Origin of the sequence: Microbacterium sp. A84 (genome assembly GCF_051842815.1) — a bacterium.
Lineage (GTDB): Bacteria > Actinomycetota > Actinomycetes > Actinomycetales > Microbacteriaceae > Microbacterium.
The window spans coordinates 387,983-410,132 of the sequence record NZ_JBPXMS010000002.1 but is presented as its reverse complement, the minus strand read 5'-3'; the positions used below and the strand labels follow the sequence as shown (position 1 = coordinate 410,132).

Genomic DNA, 22,150 nt, shown 5'->3' with positions numbered 1-22,150 from the left:
CAGCCATGACCATCACCGCCACTGTCACCACGGCCGAGGAGCGAGAAGCGATCCTCGGTGCCGTGCGCGAGTATGCCGAAACTGAACTCGCCCCCTACGCGATCGAGCGCGATGAGAAGCACGAGTTCCCACGTGAGGCGCTACGTCGCGGGGGTGAACTGGGCCTCGGCGGTATCTATGTGCGCGAGGAGTCGGGTGGCACCGGGCTCGGCCGCGTCGACACCGTGGCGATCTTCGAGGAACTCGCCAAGGGCGACCCGACGATCGCGGCGTACATCTCTATCCACAACATGGTCGCCTGGATGATCGATACGTACGGTGACGATGCGCAGCGTGGCGAGTGGATCGAGAAGCTCGCAGCCATGACGGAGTTCGGAAGCTACTGCCTCACCGAGCCCGGCGCGGGGTCGGATGCTGCTGCCATCGCCACGAGCGCTCGCCGCGATGGGGACGAGTACGTGCTCACCGGGGTCAAGCAGTTCATCTCGGGCGCAGGTGAATCGGGCGTCTACGTCGTCATAGCGCGCACGGGCGATGCCGACAGTGGGGCGCGCGGGATCAGCGCGTTCCTCGTCCCCGCCGATGCCGATGGCCTCAGCTTCGGGGCGCTCGAGAAGAAGATGGGCTGGCACGCTCAGCCCACACGGCAGGTCATCTTTGACGGACTGCGCGTGCCAGCATCCGCCATGCTGGGCGACGAAGGCCGCGGTTTCGCGATCGCCATGTCGGCGCTCAACGGCGGTCGCCTCAATATCGCGGCGTGCTCGCTGGGCGGCGCGCAGTGGGCACTCGATCGTGCGGTGCAGTACGTGCAGGAGCGCGTCGCGTTCGGAGAACCTCTGGCAGAGAAACAGTCGATCCTGTTCACCATCGCCGACATGCGCACCGAGTTGCAGGCCGCGCGCTTGATGGTCAGGGACGGCGCGCAGGCGGTCGACGAGAATGCTCCGGATGCCACGATGCGGTGTGCGATGGCCAAGCGCTTCGCCACGGATGCCGGGTTCGATGTCGCCAACCAGGCCCTCCAGCTGCACGGTGGCTACGGGTACCTGCAGGATTACGGGATTGAGAAGGTGGTGCGCGATCTGCGCGTGCACCAGATACTGGAGGGAACCAACGAGATCATGCGGCTGATCGTCGGCCGAGAGATGCTTCGCCCGGCCGGATCCGCATCGATGCGAAGCGCCGCGAACGAACACCCGAGGAGTGCATGATGACCAGAATCGGTTTTCTCGGCCTCGGCCACATGGGTATGCCGATGGCTGTCAACCTGATGAAGGCTGGCCATGACGTGCGCGGCTTCGACCTCGTGCCTTCGGCGATCGAGGCAGCGCTGGCGGCCGGAATCCCGATCGCCGAAAGCGCCGCGGATGCTGCGGCAGGCGTCGATGTCGTGATCACGATGTTCCCCGCAGGCAAGCATGTCATCGAGGCGTATCAAGGCGGGCTGTTGGCGGCGGCTCGGCCAGGCACGCTGTTCATCGAATCATCCACGATCGCCGTGGAGGAGGCCCAGACTGCGCATGCGCTGGCCGTCGCTGCCGGGCATCGCAACATCGATGCTCCGGTCTCGGGTGGCGTCGTTGGCGCCGAGAACGGGACTCTGGCGTTCATGGTTGGTGGTTCGGAAGAGGATTTCGCCACGGCACTGCCGCTGCTCGAAGCGATGGGCAAGCGCATCGTGCACTGCGGCGGCCCTGGCCTCGGGCAGGCCGCGAAGGTGTGCAACAACATGATCCTGGCGGTGTCGCAGATCGCTGTCGCCGAAGCATTCGTGCTGGGGGAGCGGCTGGGGCTGGAGCATCAGGCGCTGTTCGACGTCGTCTCGCAGGCGTCGGGTCAGTGCTGGTCGATCACGACGAACTGTCCGGTACCGGGGCCGGTGCCGACGAGTCCCGCCAACCGTGACTATCAGCCGGGCTTCGCGGGCGCGTTGATGGCGAAGGATCTCGGGCTCGCCCTGCAGTCGATCGAGGGCACGGGGACGGATGCCAGGATGGGTATGCTCGCCCAGCAGATCTACGCGACGTTTGCCGCGGGGGATGGCGCGGGGCGCGATTTCTCCGGCATCATCACCGATATTCGTGACGCGTCTTCTGCTGATCTGTGACCGATGCGTAAAAGCAGACCCGGATAACCTCGACGTCGTGCTCTCGATGCTCGGTGTTCCTTATACATTCCGACGTGTCTCGCTGTACTCGGCGGGGATGACGAACATTGTGCGCGCGATGGCGCAGCACGACGTGCGCCGCCTCGTGTGCGTGAGCTCGAGCGGCACGGATCCCGCGTTACGCTCACGCGACACGGGCGGAGGATTCCTGTTCGAGAAGATGCTCAAGCCGCTCGTGGTCGCCACGCTCGGTCGGACGGTCTACGCCGACATGCTGCGGATGGAGCAGCTGGTCACGGCATCCGCTCTCGACTGGACGATCGTGCGCCCTGGTGCGCTCTTCCACACTGCCGATGTCACGGACTATCGCACAGCTGACGATTGTCTCGCCGGGCGATACACCTCCAGGGTCGACCTGGCGGACTGCGTGCTGCGACAGCTCGATGACGGGCGTCGCGTCCGCAGGGTGGTCGCCGTCGCCACGGTCGCCGTGCAGCCCACCATGGTGGGCATCTTCTGGAACGAGGCACTGCAGAGCGTGTCGAGGTGACGGGGATGCGGCGATACTGGACGAGAACCACGGACACTGGACGAACCACAATGAAGCGGTGAAGGGAACGAGATGACTGAGTACGAGACGATCCTGGTCGAGCAGCGAGGCCGCGTCGGGTGGATCACCCTCAACCGGCCGCAGGCGCTGAATGCCCTGAATGCCCAGCTCTCCCAGGAGGTCACTGCGGCGGCGGTCGCCTTCGATGCGGATGACGGGGTCGGCGCGATCGTGGTGACCGGGTCGGAGAAGGCATTCGCCGCGGGCGCCGACATCAAGGAGATGGAGTCGATGTCGGCCGCCGAGATGCGCGAGACCGACCACTTCGGTGCATGGAGCGACTTCGCCGCAGTTCGCACGCCCGTGATCGCTGCCGTGAGCGGCTTCGCGCTCGGCGGCGGATGCGAGCTGGCGATGATGTGCGACATCATCCTGGCCGCCGACACCGCGAAGTTCGGGCAGCCGGAGATCAATCTCGGGGTGATCCCTGGGATGGGTGGGACGCAGCGACTCATCCGCGCCGTGGGCTATTACAAGGCCGCCGAGCTCGTTCTTTCTGGCCGCATCATGGGTGCCGAGGAAGCGGAGCGTGCGGGTTTGGTGTCGCGTGTGGTTCCGGCATCCGATCTTCTTGCAGAAGCTACGAAGCTTGCCGAAACGATCGCGTCGAAGAGTCTGCCTTCGGTCTATGCGGCGAAGGCTGCGCTGGATGCGGCGATGGAGACGCCGCTCGCGGAGGGGCTCGCGCACGAGAAGGATGCCTTCGCCGCGCTGTTCGACACTGCGGATCAGAAGGAGGGCATGTCTGCCTTCCGTGAGAAGCGGGCGCCGAACTTCACGAACAGCTGAGACGCCAGCCGCAGGGTTTGGCTACGTCCGCTGCGTGAGACACCAACGAGGACGTGGTGCCTTACGCAGCGGATGTTGCGGTGCGCGTACGCTGGCGCGTCAGGCACGCATCCAGGATCGAGAACACGCAAACCGTCCTTCCGGCGAGGCGGGAAGGGCGGTTTGTGCGTTCTCGGTCTCAGCGCTCAAGGGATGCAGCGAGCAACTCGTTGCGTTCGGAGATCAGCCGGCGCATGTACTCCCGCATGAAGAGGCGGTCGACAAGCCTGCCGATCGGTCCGAACGGCGAGCGAAAGGTCACCGTGTCGCGCATCAGCGTGCCGTCCGGATGCTCCAGGAACAGATGTTCGTGATGGAATGCGCCGAACGGACCTTTCGTCTGCTCGTCGCAGAACCGATGCGGCGGGTCGATGTCGAACACGATCGAGCTGAGGTGGAACGGCACACCGAAGTGCCGCGCGCGCCAGGTGACCGTTGATCCCTCAGTGAATGTGCCTCCGGCAGGACCGGAAGTCATCGTCTCGCCGTAGCGCGCCATGGACTCGACATGAAGTGCCGGATCGAGGGATGCCGCGAACGCTTCCGCAGGCGTTGCGCGGATGACCCGCTCCAGCACGAACTCCGCCATCAGAGCGGATCCGGCTGCGGGCGCGGATCGGTGAAGTCCCCGGCATCCTTACGCAGACGGGCGACGATCGACACGAGATCGGCGGCATCGGCGTGGTTCACGCCCGGTTCGTTGAATACCTGTGCATTGAGAGCCGTAGTCGCCCGCTCCACCAGATCGCGCCCAGCATCGGTGAGCGCCAGCATCGCCGCGCGTCCATCGTGAGGATGCGGCTCGCGCAGGATCAGTCCATCGCGCACCAGCCGGTCGGCCGTGCTCGTGACCGTGGTGGGGTGCACCTGAAGGCGCGCGACGACGCTCGACAGCGGGAGGCGACCCGAGCGGCTGAAGGCGAGCAGCCGGAGCACCTCAAAACGCGCGAAGGAAAGCCCGAAAGGTTTGAGGGATGTATCCACTCGTGCGAGCAGCAACTGCTGGGCGCGCATGATCGAGGTCACGACCGCCATGCCGTCTGCGGCATCCGTCCACCCGTGCGAGATCCACTGACGCTTCGCCTCGGCGAGAGGGTCGATCGGGAGCGGACGAGGTTGGGCCACGAAGTCCACGGTACCGGGAAGTGCGTCGTGCGGATGAATTGTTCGTTCTGTATACATTAGGCCGCCGTTTTGGGAGTCAGTTCGGGGGTTATGGCCTGGATTGGCTACATAGCACGAGATATAGCTAGACTCAGCGGTGTCGTGAGGAGTAGTCGATGAAGATCTTCGTCTTGGTCAAAGAGGTGCCGGACACCTATGGCGATCGCAAGCTGAATCTGGAAACAGGTTTGGCCGATCGTGCGGCGGGTGATGTGGTCCTCGATGAGATCACTGAGCGCGCTCTTGAGGTTGCGCTGTCGTATGCCGATAAGTCAGAGGGCACCGAGGTTGTGGCGCTCACGATGGCTCCCGCGTCTTCGACGGCGTCGCTTCGCCGTGCGCTTGCGATCGGTGCGGCATCCGCTGTGCACATCGTTGATGAGCAGTTGGCCGGTGCCGATCTGGGTTTGACCGCCGAGGCGCTGGCTGCGGCGATCCGCCGTGCCGAGCCTGATCTGGTCATCACCGGAAACCTCTCCACCGATGGCTCCGGTGGTGTGATCCCGTCGATGTTGGCGGAGCACCTCGGCTACGCGCAGGCGACTGCCCTCAACGCGGTGGAGATCACCGCCGAGGGTGTCTCGGGTACGCGCGCTGCTGACGATGGCTCGCAGCCCGTTTCCGTGTCGTTCCCTGCGGTGATCTCGATCACCGAGGCGCTGCCGGATGCGCGGTTCCCGAACTTCAAGGGCATTATGGCCGCGAAGAAGAAACCGCTGGAGGTGCTGTCGCTCGATGACCTCGGTGTCTCGGCTGATCCTGCCGCGGCGCCGCGCGCGATCATGACGACCATTTCCCAGAAGCCCCCGCGTGCGGCGGGCGTGAAGATCACCGATGAGGGTGACGCCGGCGCCAAGCTGGTCGAGTTCCTCGTGCAGAACAGGCTGGTGTGACGACGATGAGCTACCCCGACAAGTCGATCCTCGTCCTGGTGGACGTGACGCCCACCGGCGCTGCGGCAAGTTCTACTGCCGCGCTCATCGGCGCCGCATCGCTGATCGGCTCACCGGTCGCGCTGGTGCCCGGTGGCTCGCAGAGCGCAATGGATGCCGCCTCCGCTGCCGGCGCATCCGTTGTGCTGACTGCCGACGCGGATGCCGCATCTCTCACCGTGCCGCTCGTGGATGCTCTGCAGGCGGCCTATCAGCGCGTGCAGCCCGACGCCGTGTTGGTGTCGAACTCGATCACGGGCCGCGATGTCGCGGGCCGTCTTGCGGTGCGCGAGAGGCTCGCACTTTCGGTTGACGCGGTCGGCGTCTCCCGAGATGACGAGGGCATCGTCGCGCAGCACTCTGTCTACGGGGGCGCGTACCTTGTGGATTCCGCGCCCACCTTCGGTGCGCCTGTCATTACGGTTCGTCAGGGTGCGGTGGATGCGCGCGCCGAGGCCGTCGCCTCGCCGACTGTCGAGGCACTTGAGGTCACGGCATCCGGATCCACTGCCGCGACCGCGGGTGCCACGGAGGTCATTGAGGTCGAGTCGTCTCGTCCTGATCTGCGGGGTGCCGCGAAGGTCGTCTCCGGTGGCCGCGGCCTCGGGTCGAAGGAGAAGTTCGTGCTCGTCGAGCAGCTCGCGGATGCGCTGGGGGCTGCCATCGGCGCCTCTCGAGCAGCGGTCGATGCCGGCTACATCCCGTACGCGCACCAGGTCGGTCAGACCGGCGTCTCGGTGTCGCCGCAGCTCTACATCGCGCTCGGCATTTCCGGTGCGATCCAGCACCGTGCCGGGATGCAGACCGCCAAGAACATCGTCGCGATCAACAAGGACGGCGAAGCGCCGATCTTCGACGTCGCCGACTTCGGCATCGTCGGTGATCTGTTCACCGTCGTGCCACAGGTGATCGCCGCGCTCGAAGCGCGGAAGAAGTAGCGAACGATGGGTGCGCAGAAGCTGCGTCGGGGGCTTCCCCGCGTTGTCGGCGGCGACGGATGGCCGCCGGCCGGTGACGTCGAGACGGCGGATGCTCCGGTGGTGGATACCGCTGCCGAGGTTGCTCCGGTAGCGGATGCTGCTTCGGTGGCTGCGCCGGTAGCGGATGCTGCTGCGCCCGTTGTCGAGACTGCGGCTGTCGCTCAGTCGTCGGCGCCTGTGGCCGCGTCTGCTGCCCCGGCTGCGGCCAGCGGCGTGCGTCGAGGACTGCCTCGCACGCCCGGTGGCGAGCCGTGGCCTCCGTCTGACGCTGCGCCTTCGGTCGGTGCCGCTTCCGCCGCCGCGCCTTCGGTCGCCGCGCCTTCGGTCGCCGCGCCTTCCGTCGCTGCGCCTTCGGTCGCTGCGCCTGCAGTAAGCAGCCCAGTTGCTGCGTCTGTTGACGCGCCCGCTACGAGCACCCCGAGTGCCGCGCCCGTCCACGCCTCCAGCGCTCCGGCGGTTACCGCGCCGGCCCCGGCCGGCGGAGGTTCCGCCGTGCGTCGTGGGCTCCCGCGCACGACCGGTGGCGAGCCTTGGCCGCCCGCCGGCACGAGCGCACAGATCGCCGCTGTCGCGACCGCGGCACCCGAGGCAACAGTGTCGCCCGCGACGGCGCCGTCCGCGACGACAGCCGTTGCGGTAGCTGTTGATGCAGCGACGGCCGTGACGCCGGTTGACGTGAGTGCTCCGCTGCCTTTCCGGCGCACGGTCTTCGCGGGCGAGTATGCCTTCGCCCGTCCGGCTCCCGTCCCGGAGCCGGTGCGTATGGGCCCTTTCACCAAGGGGCAGTGGGCGGGGGCCGTCATCGTTGGCGGCATCGGTCTGTTGGGCGCTGCGGCCATGGCCGTGCTGTTCGTGCGCTGGCTGCTGAGCCTGTCGGGCATGCAGGACTTCCTACAGACTTACCCCGGCGAGTATCACCTGCCCGAGGGCGCTCCTGTGGGCTTCCCGAGCTGGCTGGGCTGGCAGCACTTCTTCAACGTGTTCCTGATCGTGCTGATCATCCGATCCGGGCTCAGCGTGCGCCATGACGAGCGCCCGACCGCGTTTTGGACCGCACGCGGCAACGGCAAGACCAAGATCAGTCTGACGCTCTGGTTCCACCAGGCGCTCGACATCCTGTGGCTCGTGAACGGCATCGTCTTCGTGATCCTGCTGTTCGTCACGGGGCAGTGGATGCGGGTCATCCCCACCAGCTGGGAGGTCTTCCCGAACGCGCTGTCGGCTGTGCTGCAGTACGTGTCGCTGGACTGGCCGACCGAGAACGGTTGGGTGAACTACAACTCCCTGCAGCAGCTCGCCTACGGCACGACGATCTTCATCGCCGCTCCTCTCGCCGCGATCACTGGTGTGCGGATGAGCGGGCTGTGGCCGAAGAACGCCGCGAAGCTGAACAAGGCGTACCCGGTCGAGCTGGCGCGGGCACTGCACTTCCCGGTGATGCTCTACTTCGTGGTCTTCATCTTCGTCCACGTCGCCCTGGTGCTCGCCACCGGTGCGCTGCGCAACCTCAACCACATGTATGCCGCGCAGGGCTCCGTCGACGGCATCGCCTACGCAGACAACTGGACCGGGTTCTGGATGCTCGTGGCATCCCTCGTCGTCATCGCCATCGCATGGGTCGCCGCGCGACCGCTCGTGCTCGCACCGATCGCAAAGCTGTTCGGCACGGTCTCCGCGCGTTGATGTCCGCAGCTCTCGATCGGCCGCAGTCGATGCGTGTGCGCAGTGACGGCATCACGTTGACCGGCGATCATTGGCCGGTACAGGCGGACGCGCACGGCAGCGTGCTGCTGCTGCACGGCGGCGGCCAGCGTCGGCACTCGTGGCGTCGCACAGGGGAGTGGCTCGCCGAGGCAGGGTGGTCCTCGTACGCCTTCGATGCCCGTGGGCACGGTGAAAGTGACCGTTCTCCGACGGGTGATTATTCCGTGTCAGCGCTGGTCGGTGATGTTCTCAAGATCATTGAGCAGATCGGCGAGGCGCCCGTTCTCGTCGGCGCATCGATGGGTGGCATGACCTCTCTCATTGCTGAGGGGGAGCATGGTCCGCTCGCTCGTGCACTCGTCTTGGTCGATATTGTGGCGAAGGTCGAAGCTGAGGGGGCACGCCGCATCCAGACATTCATGTCGAGTGCTCCGAACGGATTCGCCTCGCTCCAAGAGGCATCCGATGCCATCGCCGCGTACAACCCGCACCGGCCGCGCCCGAAGTCGCTCGACGGGCTGCGCAAGAACCTCGTGCAGCGCCCAGACGGACGCTGGCATTGGCACTGGGACCCGAAGGTGATGTCCCGTGGCACTGAACCGGAGCGCGAGATCGGGCGCGAGCGTGCGGTCGCGGCGGCCCGTAACATCACCGCGCCCACTCTGCTGGTGCGCGGCGCGCAGTCCGACATCGTGAGTGACGAGGGTCTGCAGGAGATGCAGGAGCTCATCCCGCATGCGCAGGCCGTTGAAGTGCAGGCCGCGGGTCACATGATCGCGGGCGATGACAACGACGTGTTCACGACGGAGCTACTGCGCTTCATTGAATCCACGCGCTAACGCGGGGCCCCGGCAGAAGAGCGCCGGGGTGACCCGCGCTCAGCGTACGAAGCGGACTTCGGTCAGCTGCTCGCCGAGGAACGGCTCGGTGTGGCTCGCGCCATCGAGTGTGAACCCGTTGCGCTCGTAGAAGCGGTGGGCGCGGGGGTTGTCCTCGGCGACCCAGAGATACAGCGGCTCGTCCTTGTCGACAGCGGCATCGAACAGCTTCTGACCGAGACCGGTGGAGTGCCATTCGCCCAGCAGGTAGATGAAGTACAGCTCGCGGAACGCGGGAGAATCCTTGTCGCGCGCGGGGCCAGAGCCGACGAAGCCGACGATCTCGCCGTCGACGAGCGCAGCGCTCATGTGGAAGTCGTCGCCCTGTGCGGCCCAGTGTGTCCACAGCTCGGCGAGGCGACGAGGGGAGACCTTCTCGAGGGCGGCCTTGCTGATCAGGTGATCGTAGGTCTCGTGCCAGCACTTGGCGTGCACGCGACCTAGGGCCTCCGAATCAACATCACGGACCGGACGGACAATGACTTCAGGCTGGGCTTCGGCGCTCATGCCGCGACTCTACGCGCGACCCGCGCTAAGGCGAAATCGAGCGACGCTCCTGTGCGATATCCACAAAGGAGTGCGCAGTTCATGCGCCGGTGACTACGATCGAACCTCGTGAACGTGATCTGGCGGACCCTGCTTGTGATGTGGAACGCGCGCCGTCGCCTGCGCAAGGAAGGACGCCTCGCGTCCACGGAAGTGGGGCGCGTGCGCGTGACGACGCTGCCCACCGACCTCGACGTGCTTCGGCACATGAACAACGGCCGTTACCTGTCGCTGTTCGACTTGGGCCGCTGGGATCTGCTGGTGCGCACCGGGATGAGCGGTGCGATGAAACGCCACGGCTGGTACGCCGTCGTGTCTTCCGAGACCGTCACGTTCCGCAAATCCCTCGAGCTGTGGCAACGCTTCGACGTCGAATCGCGCCTGCTCGGCCACGACGACAAGGCGATCTACCTTGAGCACCGTGCCGTGGTCGACGGTGAGATCTACGCCAAGGCGATCGTCAGGGCGCGGATGCTGAAACGAAGCGGAGGCACGCTCTCGCATCAGGAGCTGTTTGCCGCCATCGGGCGTCCAGAGGGCCTGCCGGACGTTGAGCAGTGGGTGCACGAGTGGGCCGCGGCATCCGCCCTGCCACCCACGCGCGCGGACGCGCCCAGTACCTGGTCTTGAGCGAGGCGTGTGGCGTCGCTGCTACCACCGGCACTAGCGTGGACTCGTGCTGACGCTTCTCGCTTCCATCGGCCGTGTGCTCCTCGCCCGCTGGCCGGCGCTGCTGGCGTGGTATCTCGGCGGCGCGCTGGTGCACTACTTCGGCATCATCGGCGCCGCGTACGCCGGGGCGACGAGCGCAGCGATCGGCTTCCTACTGCTGCCCTTGGCGATTCTCGCGAAGCTCATCGCCTTCGTGGCGATGTTCCTCGTCGTCCGAGACGCACTGCGCGAACTACAGGCGATCGCCCCGCTGCCGGAAAGCGGCGTCGAGCGGCGTCGTACCTTCGCGGTGACCCTGCTCGCCAGCATCCTGCCGTTCTTCGCGATCTACACGGCCTGGGGATTCCTGCAGGACGACGTCGACTCCTATGCGCAGCGGGCGCTGGCGATCAGATCGGGGCTCGCCTGGCAGGCGGTCGTCGACGGGACAGACTCCCTCGAAGGTGGCGCTGTCCTCGAACTGAACGTGACCGTGCTGTCGCTGTTCACGATCGTCTCCGCATTCTCCGCCCGCTGGGCGTTCAAACGTTTCGGCGCAAAGCTGCCCAAGTGGACGACTCTGCTCGCGGTCTACTTCGAGGCCGTCTGGGTGTTCTTCTCGCTCTACCTCATCGCCGGCGGGTTCGCCGCCCTCGGCGAGTGGGTCGATTCGCGGGTCGCGATGGTGTGGCTCGGTGACATCCGGGACTGGCTCGGCGCATGGCTGGTTCCGATCGCGTGGCTGTGGGATGCTATCGGCGTCGTCGCGGGCAATATCGCGGGCCTCCTCGTGCAGCCACTGGCCTGGCTGACCATCGCCGGCGTCATCTACGGGCAGGCGATCGAGGCCGAGCAGCCGGGATTCCAGAAGAGGTTCACCGCGACCACGCAGAAGCGGCTGAAGAAGTTGCCGAATACCGTCGTGCGCTGGCTCGGTGAGCTCGCGGGCGAGTTCACCTCCCGTTTCCGTCCCATCGTGAACGCGCTCGTGCTCATGTGGCGGGCGGGGCCCGTGCTCATCGCCTCATATGTGCTGCTGTACACGATCGTGTTGGCACTTGACCCCTCGCTGCAATGGCTGCTCAGCCGCATCGTCGGCCCGCAGGATCTGAACGACTTCTGGCGGGCGTATGGTCCCGCGCTGTTCCTCGTCGTACCCTTCCTGCTCGAACCGGTGCGCATAGCCGTCGTCAGCGGCGCCTATGACAGCACGCTGGGTCGACTGCGCAAGAAGTCCGATCAGGGATCGATTGAGAAGCGGATCACCGAGGGGATGGCATCTACCGAAGCGATCTCCACCCAGAACGGCCCTTCGGCGTCGGCTGGCACGATGAACGGCACGATCATCTCGTAGGACGCGACCCTGTTCTCGCCGTCCGTCACGCAGCTCGTCGGCTCCTCGCTGGATGAGAGCAGACCGAGCTGGAAGCGAGATTCGGGAAAACGGATGCCGGTGCTCTGCTGCACGAGGGTCGGCGCGGAGCAGGACGGCGCATCGCCGTGCGGATCGACCGTGATCGCGGCGGCGATGATCCGCGCATCCGTTGGCATGTCGAAACCGGAGGTGTCGGTGATCTCGGATGCCCGGACAGGTCCCCAGGTCGTGTCGATGAGCTCCATGCTGTCGCCGTCGGCGACGTCGATCGGGATGGTGTTCGTGAACAGGTTGTGGTCCTGCCAGCCGTCCCAAGTGATGGCGCCGAAAGTGACAGGGGTGAGCACAACGAGGGCTCCGAGTGCCACGGCGTTGCGCCGCCACCAGCCGGTCATCGGATCCACTCCGGCCCGATGACCTGCGCCTCGGAGAGCGGACTGATCTCGTCGAGATCGATCGGGATTTCGAGCACCGAGTCCATCCTGGTGTCGGTGCTGAGCGACAGCTTCAGCACGCCGGTGCCGGCGAGTTCTGGTAGTTCGAAGGCCACGGATCCATGTCGGGGGACACCAGGGTTCAGTCGCACATTGAGCATCGATGGCGCGCGCTCGGTCGCGCGGTACTCGCGCCCGTCGAGTTCGAACATTGCGCTTCCGAGATTGACAGCGCCGGTGATGTACGTGGTCCGCGGGCCGGTCACGCTCGCGGCATCCAGATCGACGATGAGCCAGTTCCCGTCGGCGGTCCAGGTGGTGTCCCCGTTGTGATCTTCGTCGCCGGTCACCGTGGTCGTGGTGCGGACATCGGTCACCGTGGCGATGAGATCGCGCCCTGTCACCTGCTCGCCGATCTCGCCACTGACGACGAATGCGGCAACCTCGGCATCCTCAGCGGGGGCGATGGCGGACACGACACCAGCAGCGGCGAGCAGCACGATGGTTGCCAGCCAGATCTTCAGATGATTCATTCCGCTTCCCCCTTCCCGAGGTCCTCGATCGCGAGGTCGGCGTAGGCGCCGGTGTACTGGTCGGACCAGTAGACGCCGTAGAGGACGGACTGACCCATGCGGCGGGTCGACGTCGGTAGCGCGAGGCGCATCGTGTCGCCGTCGCTGAATGCGCCCACTGGCACCGCCCAGCTGAGCACGACGCGCACCGGAATCTCCGGCTGCAGCCAGGGGCCGAAGGTACCGTCGTCAAGGCGTGCGACCGAGGGTGAGATCCCGCTCATCACCTGCAGCTCGGTCAGCTCGGTGGTTTCGAGGACATCCTGCAGTCCTTCGACTCTTGTCAGCCCCAACACGCTGTCCGTGCTGGATGCCCGTGCGAACTCGCTCATATTGCGGACATCCATGACGAGGCTGAGGATGCGCTGTTCGCCAGGTATGGGGAAGACGCCTGTGCTGCCCAGCTTGTCGATCACCGTCAGACGCACTGGAGTCATCTCGAGCTCACCGCCGATGAACGTGTCGCCGGCTGCGATCACCGGCGTCTCCGGCGTCGGTACCGATTCGAGTCCGCCGAACAGGGCCGTCACACCGAGGAATACCGCGAGCGCCGCGGTGCTGAGCCATTTCACCGGCACCCGGTCGATGGCGCGCTGGGCGAGGGTGCGCTTGCCTCCGGATGCCGCAGGCGCAGCCCCTGGCATCGTGGCCGTAGCTGCAACGGTCGCGGCCGCGCGTGAGGTGGAACCGGCTCCGGCGGGCCCGCCGGGGGTGATCGGGGTGCCCGGCTTGGTCGCGGAGGAACTGCCGCCGAGCGCCGCGGCGAGACTCTGCTCTCCCGCGGCCGGTCTGTCCCCCTCGGCCGGTGTCACGGATCCAGCATAGAACGCGGCAAACCAGAGAAGAAGCATCCTCGCCACTGTGTGTCACCGCTCCGAGGGGATACCTCGCTCTTAGGCTGAACATATGTCAGAGTCGTCAGCGCCAGGCGCGGCCTCGCTCGCCGATCAGTCGGTCGAACTCGCACGCCGTTGGGTCGCCGAAGCAGCCGATGCAGAGGTCGATCCGGCTGCCGCTCGACTCGCCGATATGTTGCAGGATGAGAACGGCCTGCCCTTCACGCTCGGATTCGTCGACGGCGTCATGAGGCCCGAGAGCCTCGCGGCCGCCGCATCCCAGCTGCAGCGCATCGCACCGATCGTTCCCGGCTTCCTGCCCTGGTATCTGCGCGGCGCCGTGCGCCTTGGTGGTGGTGTCGCACCGCTGATGCCGTCGCCGGTCGTGCCGATCGCCCGGCGCGTTCTGCGTGACATGGTCGGGCACCTCATCGTCGATGCGCGACCGGCCAAGCTCGGCGCCGCGATCGAGAAGCTTCGCGGCAGCGGCGCACGGCTGAACCTCAACCTGCTCGGCGAGGCAGTGCTCGGTGAAGCCGAAGCGCAACGGCGGCGGGACGGCATCCATGAACTTATCCGGCGGGAGGATGTCGACTATGTCTCAGTGAAAGTTTCATCCGTCATCAGTCATATCTCGCTGTGGGCATTCGATGAGATCGTCGACAGGGTGGTCGAGCGGCTTCTGCCGCTGTACGTCACGGCCGCCAAGACCGGAACCTTCATCAATCTCGACATGGAGGAGTACCGCGACCTCGATCTGACCATCGCGGTGTTCACGCGCATCCTCGAGGATCCACGCCTGCTATTGCTCGAGGCCGGCATCGTGTTGCAGGCCTATCTGCCCGATGCGCTCTCTGCGCTGCGCGAGCTGACGGCGTGGGCGAAGGATCGAGTCGAGCACGATGGCGCTGCAATCAAGATCCGTGTGGTCAAGGGTGCGAATCTTGCGATGGAGCGAGTGGATGCCGCGATGCACGGGTGGCCACTGGCCACCTACGAGACCAAGCTCGACACCGACGCGAACTACCTGCGGATGCTCGATGAGGCGCTCCGTCCGGAGAACATCGCGGCCGTGCGAATCGGCGTGGCCGGTCACAACCTGTTCGGCATCGCATACGCCTGGTTGTTGGCAGGCGAGCGGGGTGTGCGAGACGAGGTCGAGTTCGAAATGCTGCTGGGCATGGCGCAGGGGCAGGTAGAAGCTGTCTCCCGCGAGGTCGGGCAGGTGCTGCTGTATGTGCCGGTCGTGAAGCCCGATGAGTTCGACGTCGCGATCAGCTACCTCGTCAGACGACTCGAAGAGAACGCCGAGCCTGCGAACTTCCTCTCTGCGGCGTTCCACTTGCACACCGACGAGAGCCTGTTTGATCGGGAGCGCGATCGTTTCATTCGCGCACTGGCCCGCTCTGCGGACCGGACGCTGCGGATCGTCCCTCGTCGTACGCAGAATCGCCAGACTCCGGTACATGAGTCATTGCGGCCATCGCCGGCAGCGCACGTCGAGGATGCCGACCTCACAAACGTCGTGCTCGGCATCGCCCGCGGATCCGGTGGAGAGCCCTTCGTTGAGACCGCTGTGTACTCCAAGCGCGAGATGGACTCCGACTCCGCGGGGGCACCCGGTTTCACGAACACCGCCGACAGCGACCCCGCACTGCCGGCGAACAGGAAATGGGCGCAGGAAATCCGCTCCCGCATCGAGACGTCCACGGCGGGCGACGTCACGCTGCGCGAATCGAGGATCACCGATCCCGAAGCGTTGGAGAGGACGATCGCTCGAGTACGCGCTGCGGCATCCGCATGGGGAACCCGCCCGGCATCAGAGCGGGCCGAGACGTTGATACGGGCGGCCGTCGCGCTCGAGTCTCGTCGCGCGGAACTCATCGAGGTCGCGGCATCCGAAACGGGCAAGGTGCTGGCCGAGAGTGACGTCGAGGTCAGCGAAGCGGTCGATTTCGCCCGTTTCTACGCGGCGAAGGCACGAGAGCTGGATGCCGTTGCCGGCGCCAGTTTCGAGCCCGCACGCGTCACCGTGGTCACGCCGCCGTGGAACTTTCCGATCGCGATCCCCGCCGGAGGAGTGCTCGCAGCGCTCGCCGCAGGCTCTGGCGTCGTCTTCAAGCCGGCGCCGCAGGCTCGCAGGTGTGCGGCAGTCGTCGCCGAGGCGCTCTGGGAAGCAGGAGTCCCGCGGGACGTCCTCACTCTCGCTGACATCGAAGAGGGCGAGCTCGGTCGACAGCTCATTTCACATGACGCGGTGGATCGGGTCATCCTCACCGGCGCATGGGAAACGGCGGCACTGTTTCGTTCTTGGCGCGCGGATCTGCCGCTGCTCGCGGAGACCAGCGGCAAGAACGCGATCGTGATCACACCATCGGCAGACCTGGATCTCGCCGTCGCCGACCTGGTCAAGAGTGCGTTCGGGCATGCCGGGCAGAAGTGCTCTGCGGCCTCTCTCGCGATTCTCGTCGGCCCGGTCGGTCGGTCCAAGCGCTTCGCGCGTCAGCTGGTGGATGCCGTGCGCTCGCTGCACGTCGGATGGCCGAGCGATCCACTCGCAGAGGTCGGACCGGTGATCGAGGAGCCGCAAGGCAAACTCGCGTGGGCGCTCAGCGAGCTCGAGGGTGATGAGCAGTGGCTGATCAAGCCTTCGCGTGTGGATGGGGATGAAACCGGAAGGCTGTGGCGCCCTGGCATCCGCGTCGGTGTGCAAGGGGGCTCGCGTTTTCACCTTGAGGAGTTCTTCGGGCCGGTGCTCGGCATCATGCACGCGCCCACCCTCGGCCGTGCGATCGAACTGCAGAACGCGGTGGAGTACGGGCTGACGGCGGGGCTGCACACGCAGAACCCCGATGACCTGTCCGAGTGGCTCGATCGGGTGCAGGCCGGAAACTTGTATGTGAACCGCGGAATCACCGGCGCCATCGTGCAGCGTCAGCCCTTCGGTGGGTGGAAGCGCTCCTCGGTCGGCCCCGGCACCAAGGCGGGCGGCCCGAACTACCTCATCGGGCTTGGGTCATGGCGATCGCGCGGCGGCGGGCAGGCGTCCAGCACCCTGCACCTGCGGGGCCTCGACACCCGGATCACGGAGCTGATCGAGGCAGCGCAGCCCTCGCTGGACTTCGAGAGCTTCGAATGGCTGCGCCGTGCCGCGCTTTCGGATGCCGTCGCCTGGGACCGCGAGTTCGGACAGGTGCGCGATGTCGCGCAGCTCGGCGTCGAGCGCAACCTTTTCCGGTATCGTCCGGTGCCGGTGATGATCCGGGCGTCCGGGGATGCCGCATGGCACGAGCTGCTGCGGGTGGTGATCGCCGCGATTCGCACCGGTGCGAGATTCTTCCTGAGTACGCCGGTCGGGCTGCCGGCTGACGTGCGTCGAGTGCTGTCGGAGTTGAAGGTTTCGGTCGCGGTCGAAAGTGATGAGCAGTGGATCGAGCGGATGTCGCGCAGCGACGATCCGGCCGACGTGCTCAATCCCGCGGTCGAGCATCGTGCGCATCGGGTGCGTCTGGTCGGCACGAGGGATGCCGTGGCCACCGTGCATCGCGCGCTGGCCGAGGCTGTCGGTGGCGACCCTGATCTCGCCGTATACGACGGCGAGGTGACGTCGGCTGGTCGCATCGAACTGCTGCCCTTCGTGCACGAGCAGGCGATCAGCATCACCGCGCATCGCTTTGGTAACCCGGACGACTGGAGCGTCGAGGTCATCTGAGCCCGAAAGTGAACCCCGCCGCTGCGGACCTGCACAGGTATGTGCAGGTATGTGCAGGTCGGCGTAGCATCAGTGCATGGCTACTTTGGAGAAGCGAGTTCAAGTGCTGTTCTCAGCCGAGCAGTACGCCCAATTGGAAGCGGATGCCGCGGCTGACCGCATGAGCATGGGCGCGTACATCCGTCAGGCGCTGGACGGTTGGCGGGACCGTAAGCGATCTGACGCGCTGGCAGCGCTCGAGCGGCTGTTCGAGCGTGCTGATCGGAATCCGATGCCGGCGATGACGCAGGAAGAATGGCAACTGCATAAGGAAGATTTGCTGGATCGGCCGTCGTTACGCGACATCCCATGACTGATCGAATCAATCCGATGAGCGAGAGCGCTGTGCTCGTCGATGCAACAGTTGTTCTGCATTCCTTGGGAGAGGTCGAACCTCACCGCAGCCGGTGTCGTGCATTTCTTCGTGAGCTGTGGAGCGGGACCGGCCGGGCCTATGCCAGTACCGAAATGGTGCAAGAAGTGGTCTTCCATCGGATGCGCAGGACGGGACAGGCGCAGGCGGTGGCGGATGCGCGTGACATCGCACGCTATCTCATTATCTTGAACTTCGATCACGAGGTTCTGGAGACCGCTCTCGCGCTCATCGAGTCGACCGAAGTGCGCGGTCGCGACGCCGTGCACGCTGCCACGGCGCTCGCGTACGGGATCGAGACGATCGCATCCTCGGATCCTGCGTTCGACGGCATCCCCGGTCTGCGCAGACTCGATCCGCTCCTGCCACGAGACTGACGCGCCTCTGGCGCGCACACAGATGCGGGTGCCACAATAAGACATGGCGTGCCAGCGTCGCATCTTCCCCCTCGTCTCGGTAATGAGCGGAGGGTCGAACTTCCGCCTGGCCCCTGGACAGCGTCCGCCGCATCCCTCTCAAGGAGAATGATGTCGACGCCAGAAACGATCACCGCACCCGCCCCGGTCCGCACGGCGCAGCACCGCCGCTATCTGATGTGCCGGCCGGAGCATTTCACGGTCAGCTACACGATCAACCCGTGGATGGAGCCGGCGAAGCCGACGGACACGACGAAGGCCGTCGCGCAGTGGCAGAAGTTGTACGACCTGTACATTCAGCTCGGCCACGAGGTCGAGCTCATCGAATCTCTCGCCGACTACCCGGACATGGTCTACACGGCCAACGGCGGTTTCGTCATCGGCGGCCGTGCCTACGTGCCGAAGTTCCGCTTCACTGAGCGTGCCGGAGAAGCGCCCGCGTTCGCGGACTGGTTCCGTGCGAATGGCTACGACACGACCCTGCCGGAAGAGGTCAACGAAGGAGAAGGCGACTTCCTGCTCGTCGGCGACGTGATCCTCGCCGGCACCGGCTTTCGCTCCACTGGCGACAGCCACCGCGAGGTAGGTGAGATCTTCGGCCGCGAGGTCATTTCACTGAACCTCGTCGACCCACGTTTCTACCACCTCGATACCGCTCTCACCGTGCTTGATCCGGTGCAGGGTGTCGAGAACGGCGGTCCGGGGCGCGCGAACATCGCGTATCTGCCAGGAGCGTTCGATGACGCGAGTCGGGCGATCCTCGAGGAGCGTTTTCCGGACGCCATTCTGGTGTCGGACGAGGACGGATCAGTCTTCGGCCTCAACTCCGCCAGCGACGGATACAACGTCATCATCTCGCCGCGTGCGGTCGGGTTCGAAGCGCAGTTGCGCGAGCGCGGCTATAACCCCATCACCGTCGACCTGTCCGAGTTGCTGCTCGGCGGCGGCGGCATCAAGTGCTGCACGCTCGAGCTGCGCGCGGCAGAGGAGGAGCAGGCATGACGACTTCAGCCCCCACGAACACAGAGTCCCACGTCGCCGAGAACTACCACCCGCTACCCGTGACGATCGCGTCGGGTGAGGGTGCCTGGGTCACCGACACTGAGGGCAAGCGCTACCTAGACCTGCTCGCGGCTTACTCGGCCGTGAACTTCGGCCACCGGCATCCGACGCTCATCGCTGCGGCGACCGAGCAGCTCGACCGGGTCACTCTCGTCAGTCGCGCGTTCATGAGCGACCGTCTCGAGCCCTTCGCTGCGGCGCTCGCGCGGATGTGCGGCAAGGACCTCGTGCTGCCGATGAACACCGGCGCGGAGGCCGTCGAAACAGGCATCAAGGTCGCTCGCGCGTGGGGCTACCGGGTCAAGGGCATCGCGCCTGAGAAGGCGCGCATCATCGTGGCGGCCGGCAACTTCCACGGCCGCACGACGACCATCGTCAGCTTCAGCGACGACGAGCAGGCCCGCGACGACTTCGGCCCGTACACGCCAGGTTTCGACGTGGTGCCGTTCGGAGATGCGGATGCCATCGCCGCAGCCATCACGGATGACACTGCGGCCATCCTGGTTGAGCCGATCCAGGGCGAGGCCGGCGTCATCATCCCGTCGGAGGGGTATCTGCGCCGCATCCGTGAGCTCTGCGATGAGCGCAATGTGCTGTTCATCGCCGATGAGATCCAGGCCGGACTCGGCCGCGTCGGCGAGACCTTCGCGTGTGATCGTGAGGACGTCGTTCCGGATCTTTACCTGCTCGGCAAGGCGCTCGGCGGCGGCATCCTGCCGGTGTCGGCCGTGGTCGGCAACCGCGATGTGCTGGGCGTCATTCGACCCGGCGAGCACGGTTCGACCTTCGGGGGTAATCCGCTGGCCGCGGCCGTCGGCCTGCGTGTGGTGCAGTTGCTGGAGACCGGCGAGTTCCAGGAGCGTACCCGCGCGCTTGGCGCGCACCTCGAGTCCGGGCTGGAGAAGCTCGTCGGCAACGGTGTCATTGGCATCCGTGTTGCGGGGCTGTGGGCTGGTGTCGACATCGATCCCGAGCGAGGCACCGGACGCGAAATCAGCGAGAAGCTGATGGAGCGCGGCGTGCTCGTGAAAGACACCCACGGTCAGACGATCCGCATCGCTCCGCCGCTCGTGATCCGCGCGACCGAGATCGACTGGGCGCTGGAGCAGCTGCGGCTGGTGCTCGAGGGTTGAGCGCTGGACGTTAGCGCCGCGGCGCCGTGCGGATCGGTGTGGTGGCGGCTGCGACCTCGTCGCTGAACTCCACCGGATCGACGCGCAGGACCGAAATTGGGCGCGTCTCGTCGAGCGTCAGCCGGAATCGTGAATTTTCCTGACGGTGCAGCCTGCCGGATACCAGGATCCAGGCGAGGCCGATCGCCATGGCCACGATCCCCGCGATGCCGCCGACGAGGATGGCGGCGCGCGGTCCGGCGACATCGGTGATCCACCCAGCGATCGGGGCACCGATCGGTGTCGAGCCCATGACGACGGCCATGTACAGCGCCAGCACGCGTCCGCGCAGTGCCGGATCAGTGGTGGTCTGCACGTAGCCGTTCGCCGTGGTCAGCATGGACACCGTGGCGAGTCCGACGAAAATGAGCACGGTTGCGTACGTCCAGTACGTCGGCATCCACGCCGAGATCACGGATGCCACACCGAACCCGCCGGCGGCGATGATCAGAACTCTCACTCGTGCGCGGTCACGTCGTGCGGCGAGCAGCGCGCCGGCCAGCGAGCCGATCGCCAGTACCGAGCTCAATATTCCGTAGCCGTCGGCGTCGCGGCCGAACTCCAGCGCCATGGTCGATGCGAAGATCGGGAAGTTCATCCCGAAGGCGCCGATGAGGAAGACCATCACGAACGTGATCTTGAGATCGCTCCGGCCCCATACGTAGCGGAAGCCTTCGGCGAGACCGTTTCGCCCCTTGCTCTTGGTTCGGGGGAGGAGCTCGCGCGAACGGATGAGCACGAGCGCGACGAGCATGGCGAGGAAGGTCACGGCGTTGAGCACGAACACCCATCCGGTGCCCACGGCAACGATCAGCAGGCCACCGACAGCGGGCCCGATGAGCCGTGCCATGTTGAACGATGCGGAGTTGAGTGCGACCGCGTTCGACGCGTCTTCGAGCGTGACCATGTCTGAGACGAAGGCCTGGCGCGCCGGTGCGTCGAAGGCGTTCGTGACGCCGAAGGCCAGAGCGAAACAGAACATCAGTGGAAGCGTCATGACATCGGTCAGCAGCAGCGCGGCCACGCCGAGCGCGAGCAGCAGCAACATCGACTGGGTAAGCAGCAGGATCTTGCGGCGGTCGAACCGATCCGCGACCCATCCGGTCATGCTCACTAAGACGAGAGGCGGTCCGAACTGCAGAGCCATCGTGAGGCCCATCGCAGTGGCATCATTGTCCGTCAGTTCGGTGAGGACCACCCAGTCCTGCGCGGTGGCCTGCATCCAGCCGCCGACGTTCGAGACGAGGGCGCCGAGGAACCAGATCCGATAGTTGAAGTTCGAGAATGACCGGAACATCGCGCTCATCGTTCGGCCACCTTCCGCATCAGGGCCGAGGCTGCTCTCAGCGTCGCCAGCTCCTCACCGGTGAAGTCGAACTCGGCCAGTGCCGCGGCAAGAGCGGTGTCGCGCTTGCGCACAGTCGCGGTGACGATCTCGATGCCGGCATCCGTGATCTCGATGTACACCCGACGGCGGTCCGCCTCATCGGGAACCCGAACGACGAGCCCGCTTTCCGCCAGTGCATCCACCGTGTTCGACATCGTCGGTGCGCTCACGCGCTCTCGGTGGGCCAGCTCGCCCACCGGAAGGCGGCCGTTCATCCTCAGGCAGGCGAGCACGGCGAACTGCGCGTCACTGAGGGTGTCTACCGCCCTCTCGCGGCGCAGTCGGCGAGCGAGACGAAAGGTGGCGAGGCGCAGATCAGTGGCAGTGGCGAGTACGGGATCATCAGGTTCAGTCATTACTTAGGTAGTC

The 22,150-nt window shown here is 65.8% G+C and carries 23 protein-coding genes; 15 read left to right on the top strand and 8 right to left on the bottom strand.

The window, feature by feature from the left end:
- Window positions 1-5: 5 nt before the first annotated feature.
- The 4 genes from ACSU04_RS12285 to ACSU04_RS12270 all read left to right on the top strand — a co-directional run bounded on the left by ACSU04_RS12285 (window position 6) and on the right by ACSU04_RS12270 (window position 3,509).
- Window positions 6-1,214 (top strand): acyl-CoA dehydrogenase family protein, encoded by a 1,209-nt coding sequence (locus tag ACSU04_RS12285; RefSeq protein ID WP_439289707.1) that lies wholly within the window; start codon window positions 6-8, stop codon window positions 1,212-1,214.
- Window positions 1,214-2,110, top strand: a complete 897-nt coding sequence (gene mmsB, locus ACSU04_RS12280; RefSeq protein WP_439289706.1) for a 3-hydroxyisobutyrate dehydrogenase — start codon at window positions 1,214-1,216, stop codon at window positions 2,108-2,110. Before ACSU04_RS12285 ends, mmsB begins: the two co-directional genes overlap by 1 nt.
- Window positions 2,085-2,660, top strand: a complete 576-nt coding sequence (locus ACSU04_RS12275; protein WP_439289705.1) for an NAD(P)-dependent oxidoreductase — start codon at window positions 2,085-2,087, stop codon at window positions 2,658-2,660. Before mmsB ends, ACSU04_RS12275 begins: the two co-directional genes overlap by 26 nt.
- A 72-nt stretch (window positions 2,661-2,732) precedes the next feature.
- Window positions 2,733-3,509 (top strand): enoyl-CoA hydratase-related protein, encoded by a 777-nt coding sequence (locus tag ACSU04_RS12270; protein WP_439289704.1) that lies wholly within the window; start codon window positions 2,733-2,735, stop codon window positions 3,507-3,509.
- Between the two features lie 178 nt (window positions 3,510-3,687).
- Here the strand turns inward: ACSU04_RS12270 and ACSU04_RS12265 are convergent, their stop codons facing one another.
- Both ACSU04_RS12265 and ACSU04_RS12260 read right to left on the bottom strand, forming a co-directional pair.
- Window positions 3,688-4,137 (bottom strand): SRPBCC family protein, encoded by a 450-nt coding sequence (locus tag ACSU04_RS12265; protein WP_439289703.1) that lies wholly within the window; start codon window positions 4,135-4,137, stop codon window positions 3,688-3,690.
- Window positions 4,137-4,673 (bottom strand): MarR family winged helix-turn-helix transcriptional regulator, encoded by a 537-nt coding sequence (locus tag ACSU04_RS12260; protein ID WP_439285219.1) that lies wholly within the window; start codon window positions 4,671-4,673, stop codon window positions 4,137-4,139. Before ACSU04_RS12260 ends, ACSU04_RS12265 begins: the two co-directional genes overlap by 1 nt.
- Window positions 4,674-4,828: 155 nt before the next feature.
- Here ACSU04_RS12260 and ACSU04_RS12255 point away from each other — a divergent pair, with 155 nt between their 5' ends.
- From ACSU04_RS12255 to ACSU04_RS12240, 4 genes are read left to right on the top strand one after another with little or no spacing between them, the layout of a single operon-like run.
- Window positions 4,829-5,605: an electron transfer flavoprotein subunit beta/FixA family protein gene (locus ACSU04_RS12255; protein ID WP_439285220.1), complete on the top strand. Its 777-nt coding sequence runs from the start codon at window positions 4,829-4,831 to the stop codon at window positions 5,603-5,605.
- A 5-nt stretch (window positions 5,606-5,610) separates the two neighbouring features.
- Window positions 5,611-6,582, top strand: a complete 972-nt coding sequence (locus ACSU04_RS12250) for an electron transfer flavoprotein subunit alpha/FixB family protein (protein WP_439289702.1) — start codon at window positions 5,611-5,613, stop codon at window positions 6,580-6,582.
- 6 nt (window positions 6,583-6,588) lie between these two features.
- Window positions 6,589-8,307 (top strand): cytochrome b/b6 domain-containing protein, encoded by a 1,719-nt coding sequence (locus ACSU04_RS12245; RefSeq protein ID WP_439289701.1) that lies wholly within the window; start codon window positions 6,589-6,591, stop codon window positions 8,305-8,307.
- Window positions 8,307-9,167: an alpha/beta fold hydrolase gene (locus ACSU04_RS12240; protein WP_439289700.1), complete on the top strand. Its 861-nt coding sequence runs from the start codon at window positions 8,307-8,309 to the stop codon at window positions 9,165-9,167. The genes ACSU04_RS12245 and ACSU04_RS12240 overlap by 1 nt, the downstream gene beginning before the upstream one ends.
- Window positions 9,168-9,206: 39 nt before the next feature.
- On the opposite strand, the gene ACSU04_RS12235 is transcribed toward ACSU04_RS12240, so the two are convergent.
- Window positions 9,207-9,713 (bottom strand): GNAT family N-acetyltransferase, encoded by a 507-nt coding sequence (locus ACSU04_RS12235; protein ID WP_439285226.1) that lies wholly within the window; start codon window positions 9,711-9,713, stop codon window positions 9,207-9,209.
- A gap of 108 nt (window positions 9,714-9,821) precedes the next feature.
- Between ACSU04_RS12235 and ACSU04_RS12230 the strand changes: the two genes are divergently transcribed.
- Together ACSU04_RS12230 and ACSU04_RS12225 are read left to right on the top strand one after the other, a co-directional pair.
- Window positions 9,822-10,382 (top strand): acyl-CoA thioesterase, encoded by a 561-nt coding sequence (locus tag ACSU04_RS12230; protein WP_439289699.1) that lies wholly within the window; start codon window positions 9,822-9,824, stop codon window positions 10,380-10,382.
- A gap of 46 nt (window positions 10,383-10,428) precedes the next feature.
- Entirely contained in the window at window positions 10,429-11,757 is a 1,329-nt protein-coding gene (locus ACSU04_RS12225; protein ID WP_439285230.1) for a hypothetical protein, read from the top strand.
- Here ACSU04_RS12225 and ACSU04_RS12220 read toward each other — a convergent pair.
- The 3 genes from ACSU04_RS12220 to ACSU04_RS12210 are packed head-to-tail and all read right to left on the bottom strand — an operon-like array spanning window position 11,643 to window position 13,596.
- The gene (locus ACSU04_RS12220) at window positions 11,643-12,173 is read right to left on the bottom strand and encodes a hypothetical protein (RefSeq protein WP_439285232.1); all 531 of its coding nucleotides are present in this window, start codon (window positions 12,171-12,173) and stop codon (window positions 11,643-11,645) included. The genes ACSU04_RS12225 and ACSU04_RS12220 overlap by 115 nt on opposite strands.
- Complete coding sequence (locus ACSU04_RS12215; protein WP_439289698.1) at window positions 12,170-12,745, bottom strand: hypothetical protein; 576 nt, start codon at window positions 12,743-12,745, stop codon at window positions 12,170-12,172. The genes ACSU04_RS12220 and ACSU04_RS12215 overlap by 4 nt, the downstream gene beginning before the upstream one ends.
- Complete coding sequence (locus tag ACSU04_RS12210; RefSeq protein WP_439289697.1) at window positions 12,742-13,596, bottom strand: hypothetical protein; 855 nt, start codon at window positions 13,594-13,596, stop codon at window positions 12,742-12,744. The genes ACSU04_RS12215 and ACSU04_RS12210 overlap by 4 nt, the downstream gene beginning before the upstream one ends.
- A 94-nt stretch (window positions 13,597-13,690) precedes the next feature.
- Between ACSU04_RS12210 and ACSU04_RS12205 the strand changes: the two genes are divergently transcribed.
- The 5 genes from ACSU04_RS12205 (at window position 13,691) to rocD (ending at window position 20,355) form a co-directional block, all read left to right on the top strand.
- Window positions 13,691-17,332, top strand: a complete 3,642-nt coding sequence (locus ACSU04_RS12205; RefSeq protein WP_439289696.1) for a proline dehydrogenase family protein — start codon at window positions 13,691-13,693, stop codon at window positions 17,330-17,332.
- A 76-nt stretch (window positions 17,333-17,408) separates the two neighbouring features.
- On the top strand, window positions 17,409-17,684 hold the full coding sequence (locus ACSU04_RS12200; RefSeq protein ID WP_439289695.1) for a hypothetical protein: 276 nt from the start codon (window positions 17,409-17,411) through the stop codon (window positions 17,682-17,684).
- Window positions 17,681-18,121, top strand: coding sequence for a type II toxin-antitoxin system VapC family toxin (locus ACSU04_RS12195; RefSeq protein ID WP_439289694.1), 441 nt, complete (start codon window positions 17,681-17,683; stop codon window positions 18,119-18,121). The genes ACSU04_RS12200 and ACSU04_RS12195 overlap by 4 nt, the downstream gene beginning before the upstream one ends.
- A gap of 150 nt (window positions 18,122-18,271) precedes the next feature.
- Window positions 18,272-19,162, top strand: a complete 891-nt coding sequence (gene ddaH, locus ACSU04_RS12190) for a dimethylargininase (RefSeq protein WP_439289693.1) — start codon at window positions 18,272-18,274, stop codon at window positions 19,160-19,162.
- Window positions 19,159-20,355 carry an ornithine--oxo-acid transaminase gene (rocD, locus tag ACSU04_RS12185; RefSeq protein ID WP_439289692.1) on the top strand — a complete coding sequence of 399 codons (1,197 nt, stop codon included), beginning with the start codon at window positions 19,159-19,161 and terminating at the stop codon, window positions 20,353-20,355. The genes ddaH and rocD overlap by 4 nt, the downstream gene beginning before the upstream one ends.
- A gap of 10 nt (window positions 20,356-20,365) precedes the next feature.
- On the opposite strand, the gene ACSU04_RS12180 is transcribed toward rocD, so the two are convergent.
- Window positions 20,366-21,691, bottom strand: a complete 1,326-nt coding sequence (locus tag ACSU04_RS12180; protein ID WP_439285391.1) for an MFS transporter — start codon at window positions 21,689-21,691, stop codon at window positions 20,366-20,368.
- A gap of 5 nt (window positions 21,692-21,696) precedes the next feature.
- Complete coding sequence (locus ACSU04_RS12175; protein ID WP_439285242.1) at window positions 21,697-22,137, bottom strand: MarR family transcriptional regulator; 441 nt, start codon at window positions 22,135-22,137, stop codon at window positions 21,697-21,699.
- Window positions 22,138-22,150: the final 13 nt, after the last annotated feature.

Coding starts and splice junctions, on each gene's coding strand:
- ACSU04_RS12285 (WP_439289707.1), top strand. CDS start 6: ATGACCATCACCGCCACTGTCACCACGGCCGAGGAGCGAGAAGCGATC.
- mmsB (WP_439289706.1), top strand. CDS start 1,214: ATGACCAGAATCGGTTTTCTCGGCCTCGGCCACATGGGTATGCCGATG.
- ACSU04_RS12270 (WP_439289704.1), top strand. CDS start 2,733: ATGACTGAGTACGAGACGATCCTGGTCGAGCAGCGAGGCCGCGTCGGG.
- ACSU04_RS12265 (WP_439289703.1), bottom strand. CDS start 4,137: ATGGCGGAGTTCGTGCTGGAGCGGGTCATCCGCGCAACGCCTGCGGAA.
- ACSU04_RS12255 (WP_439285220.1), top strand. CDS start 4,829: ATGAAGATCTTCGTCTTGGTCAAAGAGGTGCCGGACACCTATGGCGAT.
- ACSU04_RS12250 (WP_439289702.1), top strand. CDS start 5,611: ATGAGCTACCCCGACAAGTCGATCCTCGTCCTGGTGGACGTGACGCCC.
- ACSU04_RS12245 (WP_439289701.1), top strand. CDS start 6,589: ATGGGTGCGCAGAAGCTGCGTCGGGGGCTTCCCCGCGTTGTCGGCGGC.
- ACSU04_RS12240 (WP_439289700.1), top strand. CDS start 8,307: ATGTCCGCAGCTCTCGATCGGCCGCAGTCGATGCGTGTGCGCAGTGAC.
- ACSU04_RS12235 (WP_439285226.1), bottom strand. CDS start 9,713: ATGAGCGCCGAAGCCCAGCCTGAAGTCATTGTCCGTCCGGTCCGTGAT.
- ACSU04_RS12220 (WP_439285232.1), bottom strand. CDS start 12,173: ATGACCGGCTGGTGGCGGCGCAACGCCGTGGCACTCGGAGCCCTCGTT.
- ACSU04_RS12215 (WP_439289698.1), bottom strand. CDS start 12,745: ATGAATCATCTGAAGATCTGGCTGGCAACCATCGTGCTGCTCGCCGCT.
- ACSU04_RS12205 (WP_439289696.1), top strand. CDS start 13,691: ATGTCAGAGTCGTCAGCGCCAGGCGCGGCCTCGCTCGCCGATCAGTCG.
- ACSU04_RS12200 (WP_439289695.1), top strand. CDS start 17,409: ATGGCTACTTTGGAGAAGCGAGTTCAAGTGCTGTTCTCAGCCGAGCAG.
- ACSU04_RS12195 (WP_439289694.1), top strand. CDS start 17,681: ATGACTGATCGAATCAATCCGATGAGCGAGAGCGCTGTGCTCGTCGAT.
- ddaH (WP_439289693.1), top strand. CDS start 18,272: ATGTCGACGCCAGAAACGATCACCGCACCCGCCCCGGTCCGCACGGCG.
- rocD (WP_439289692.1), top strand. CDS start 19,159: ATGACGACTTCAGCCCCCACGAACACAGAGTCCCACGTCGCCGAGAAC.
- ACSU04_RS12180 (WP_439285391.1), bottom strand. CDS start 21,691: ATGTTCCGGTCATTCTCGAACTTCAACTATCGGATCTGGTTCCTCGGC.
- ACSU04_RS12175 (WP_439285242.1), bottom strand. CDS start 22,137: ATGACTGAACCTGATGATCCCGTACTCGCCACTGCCACTGATCTGCGC.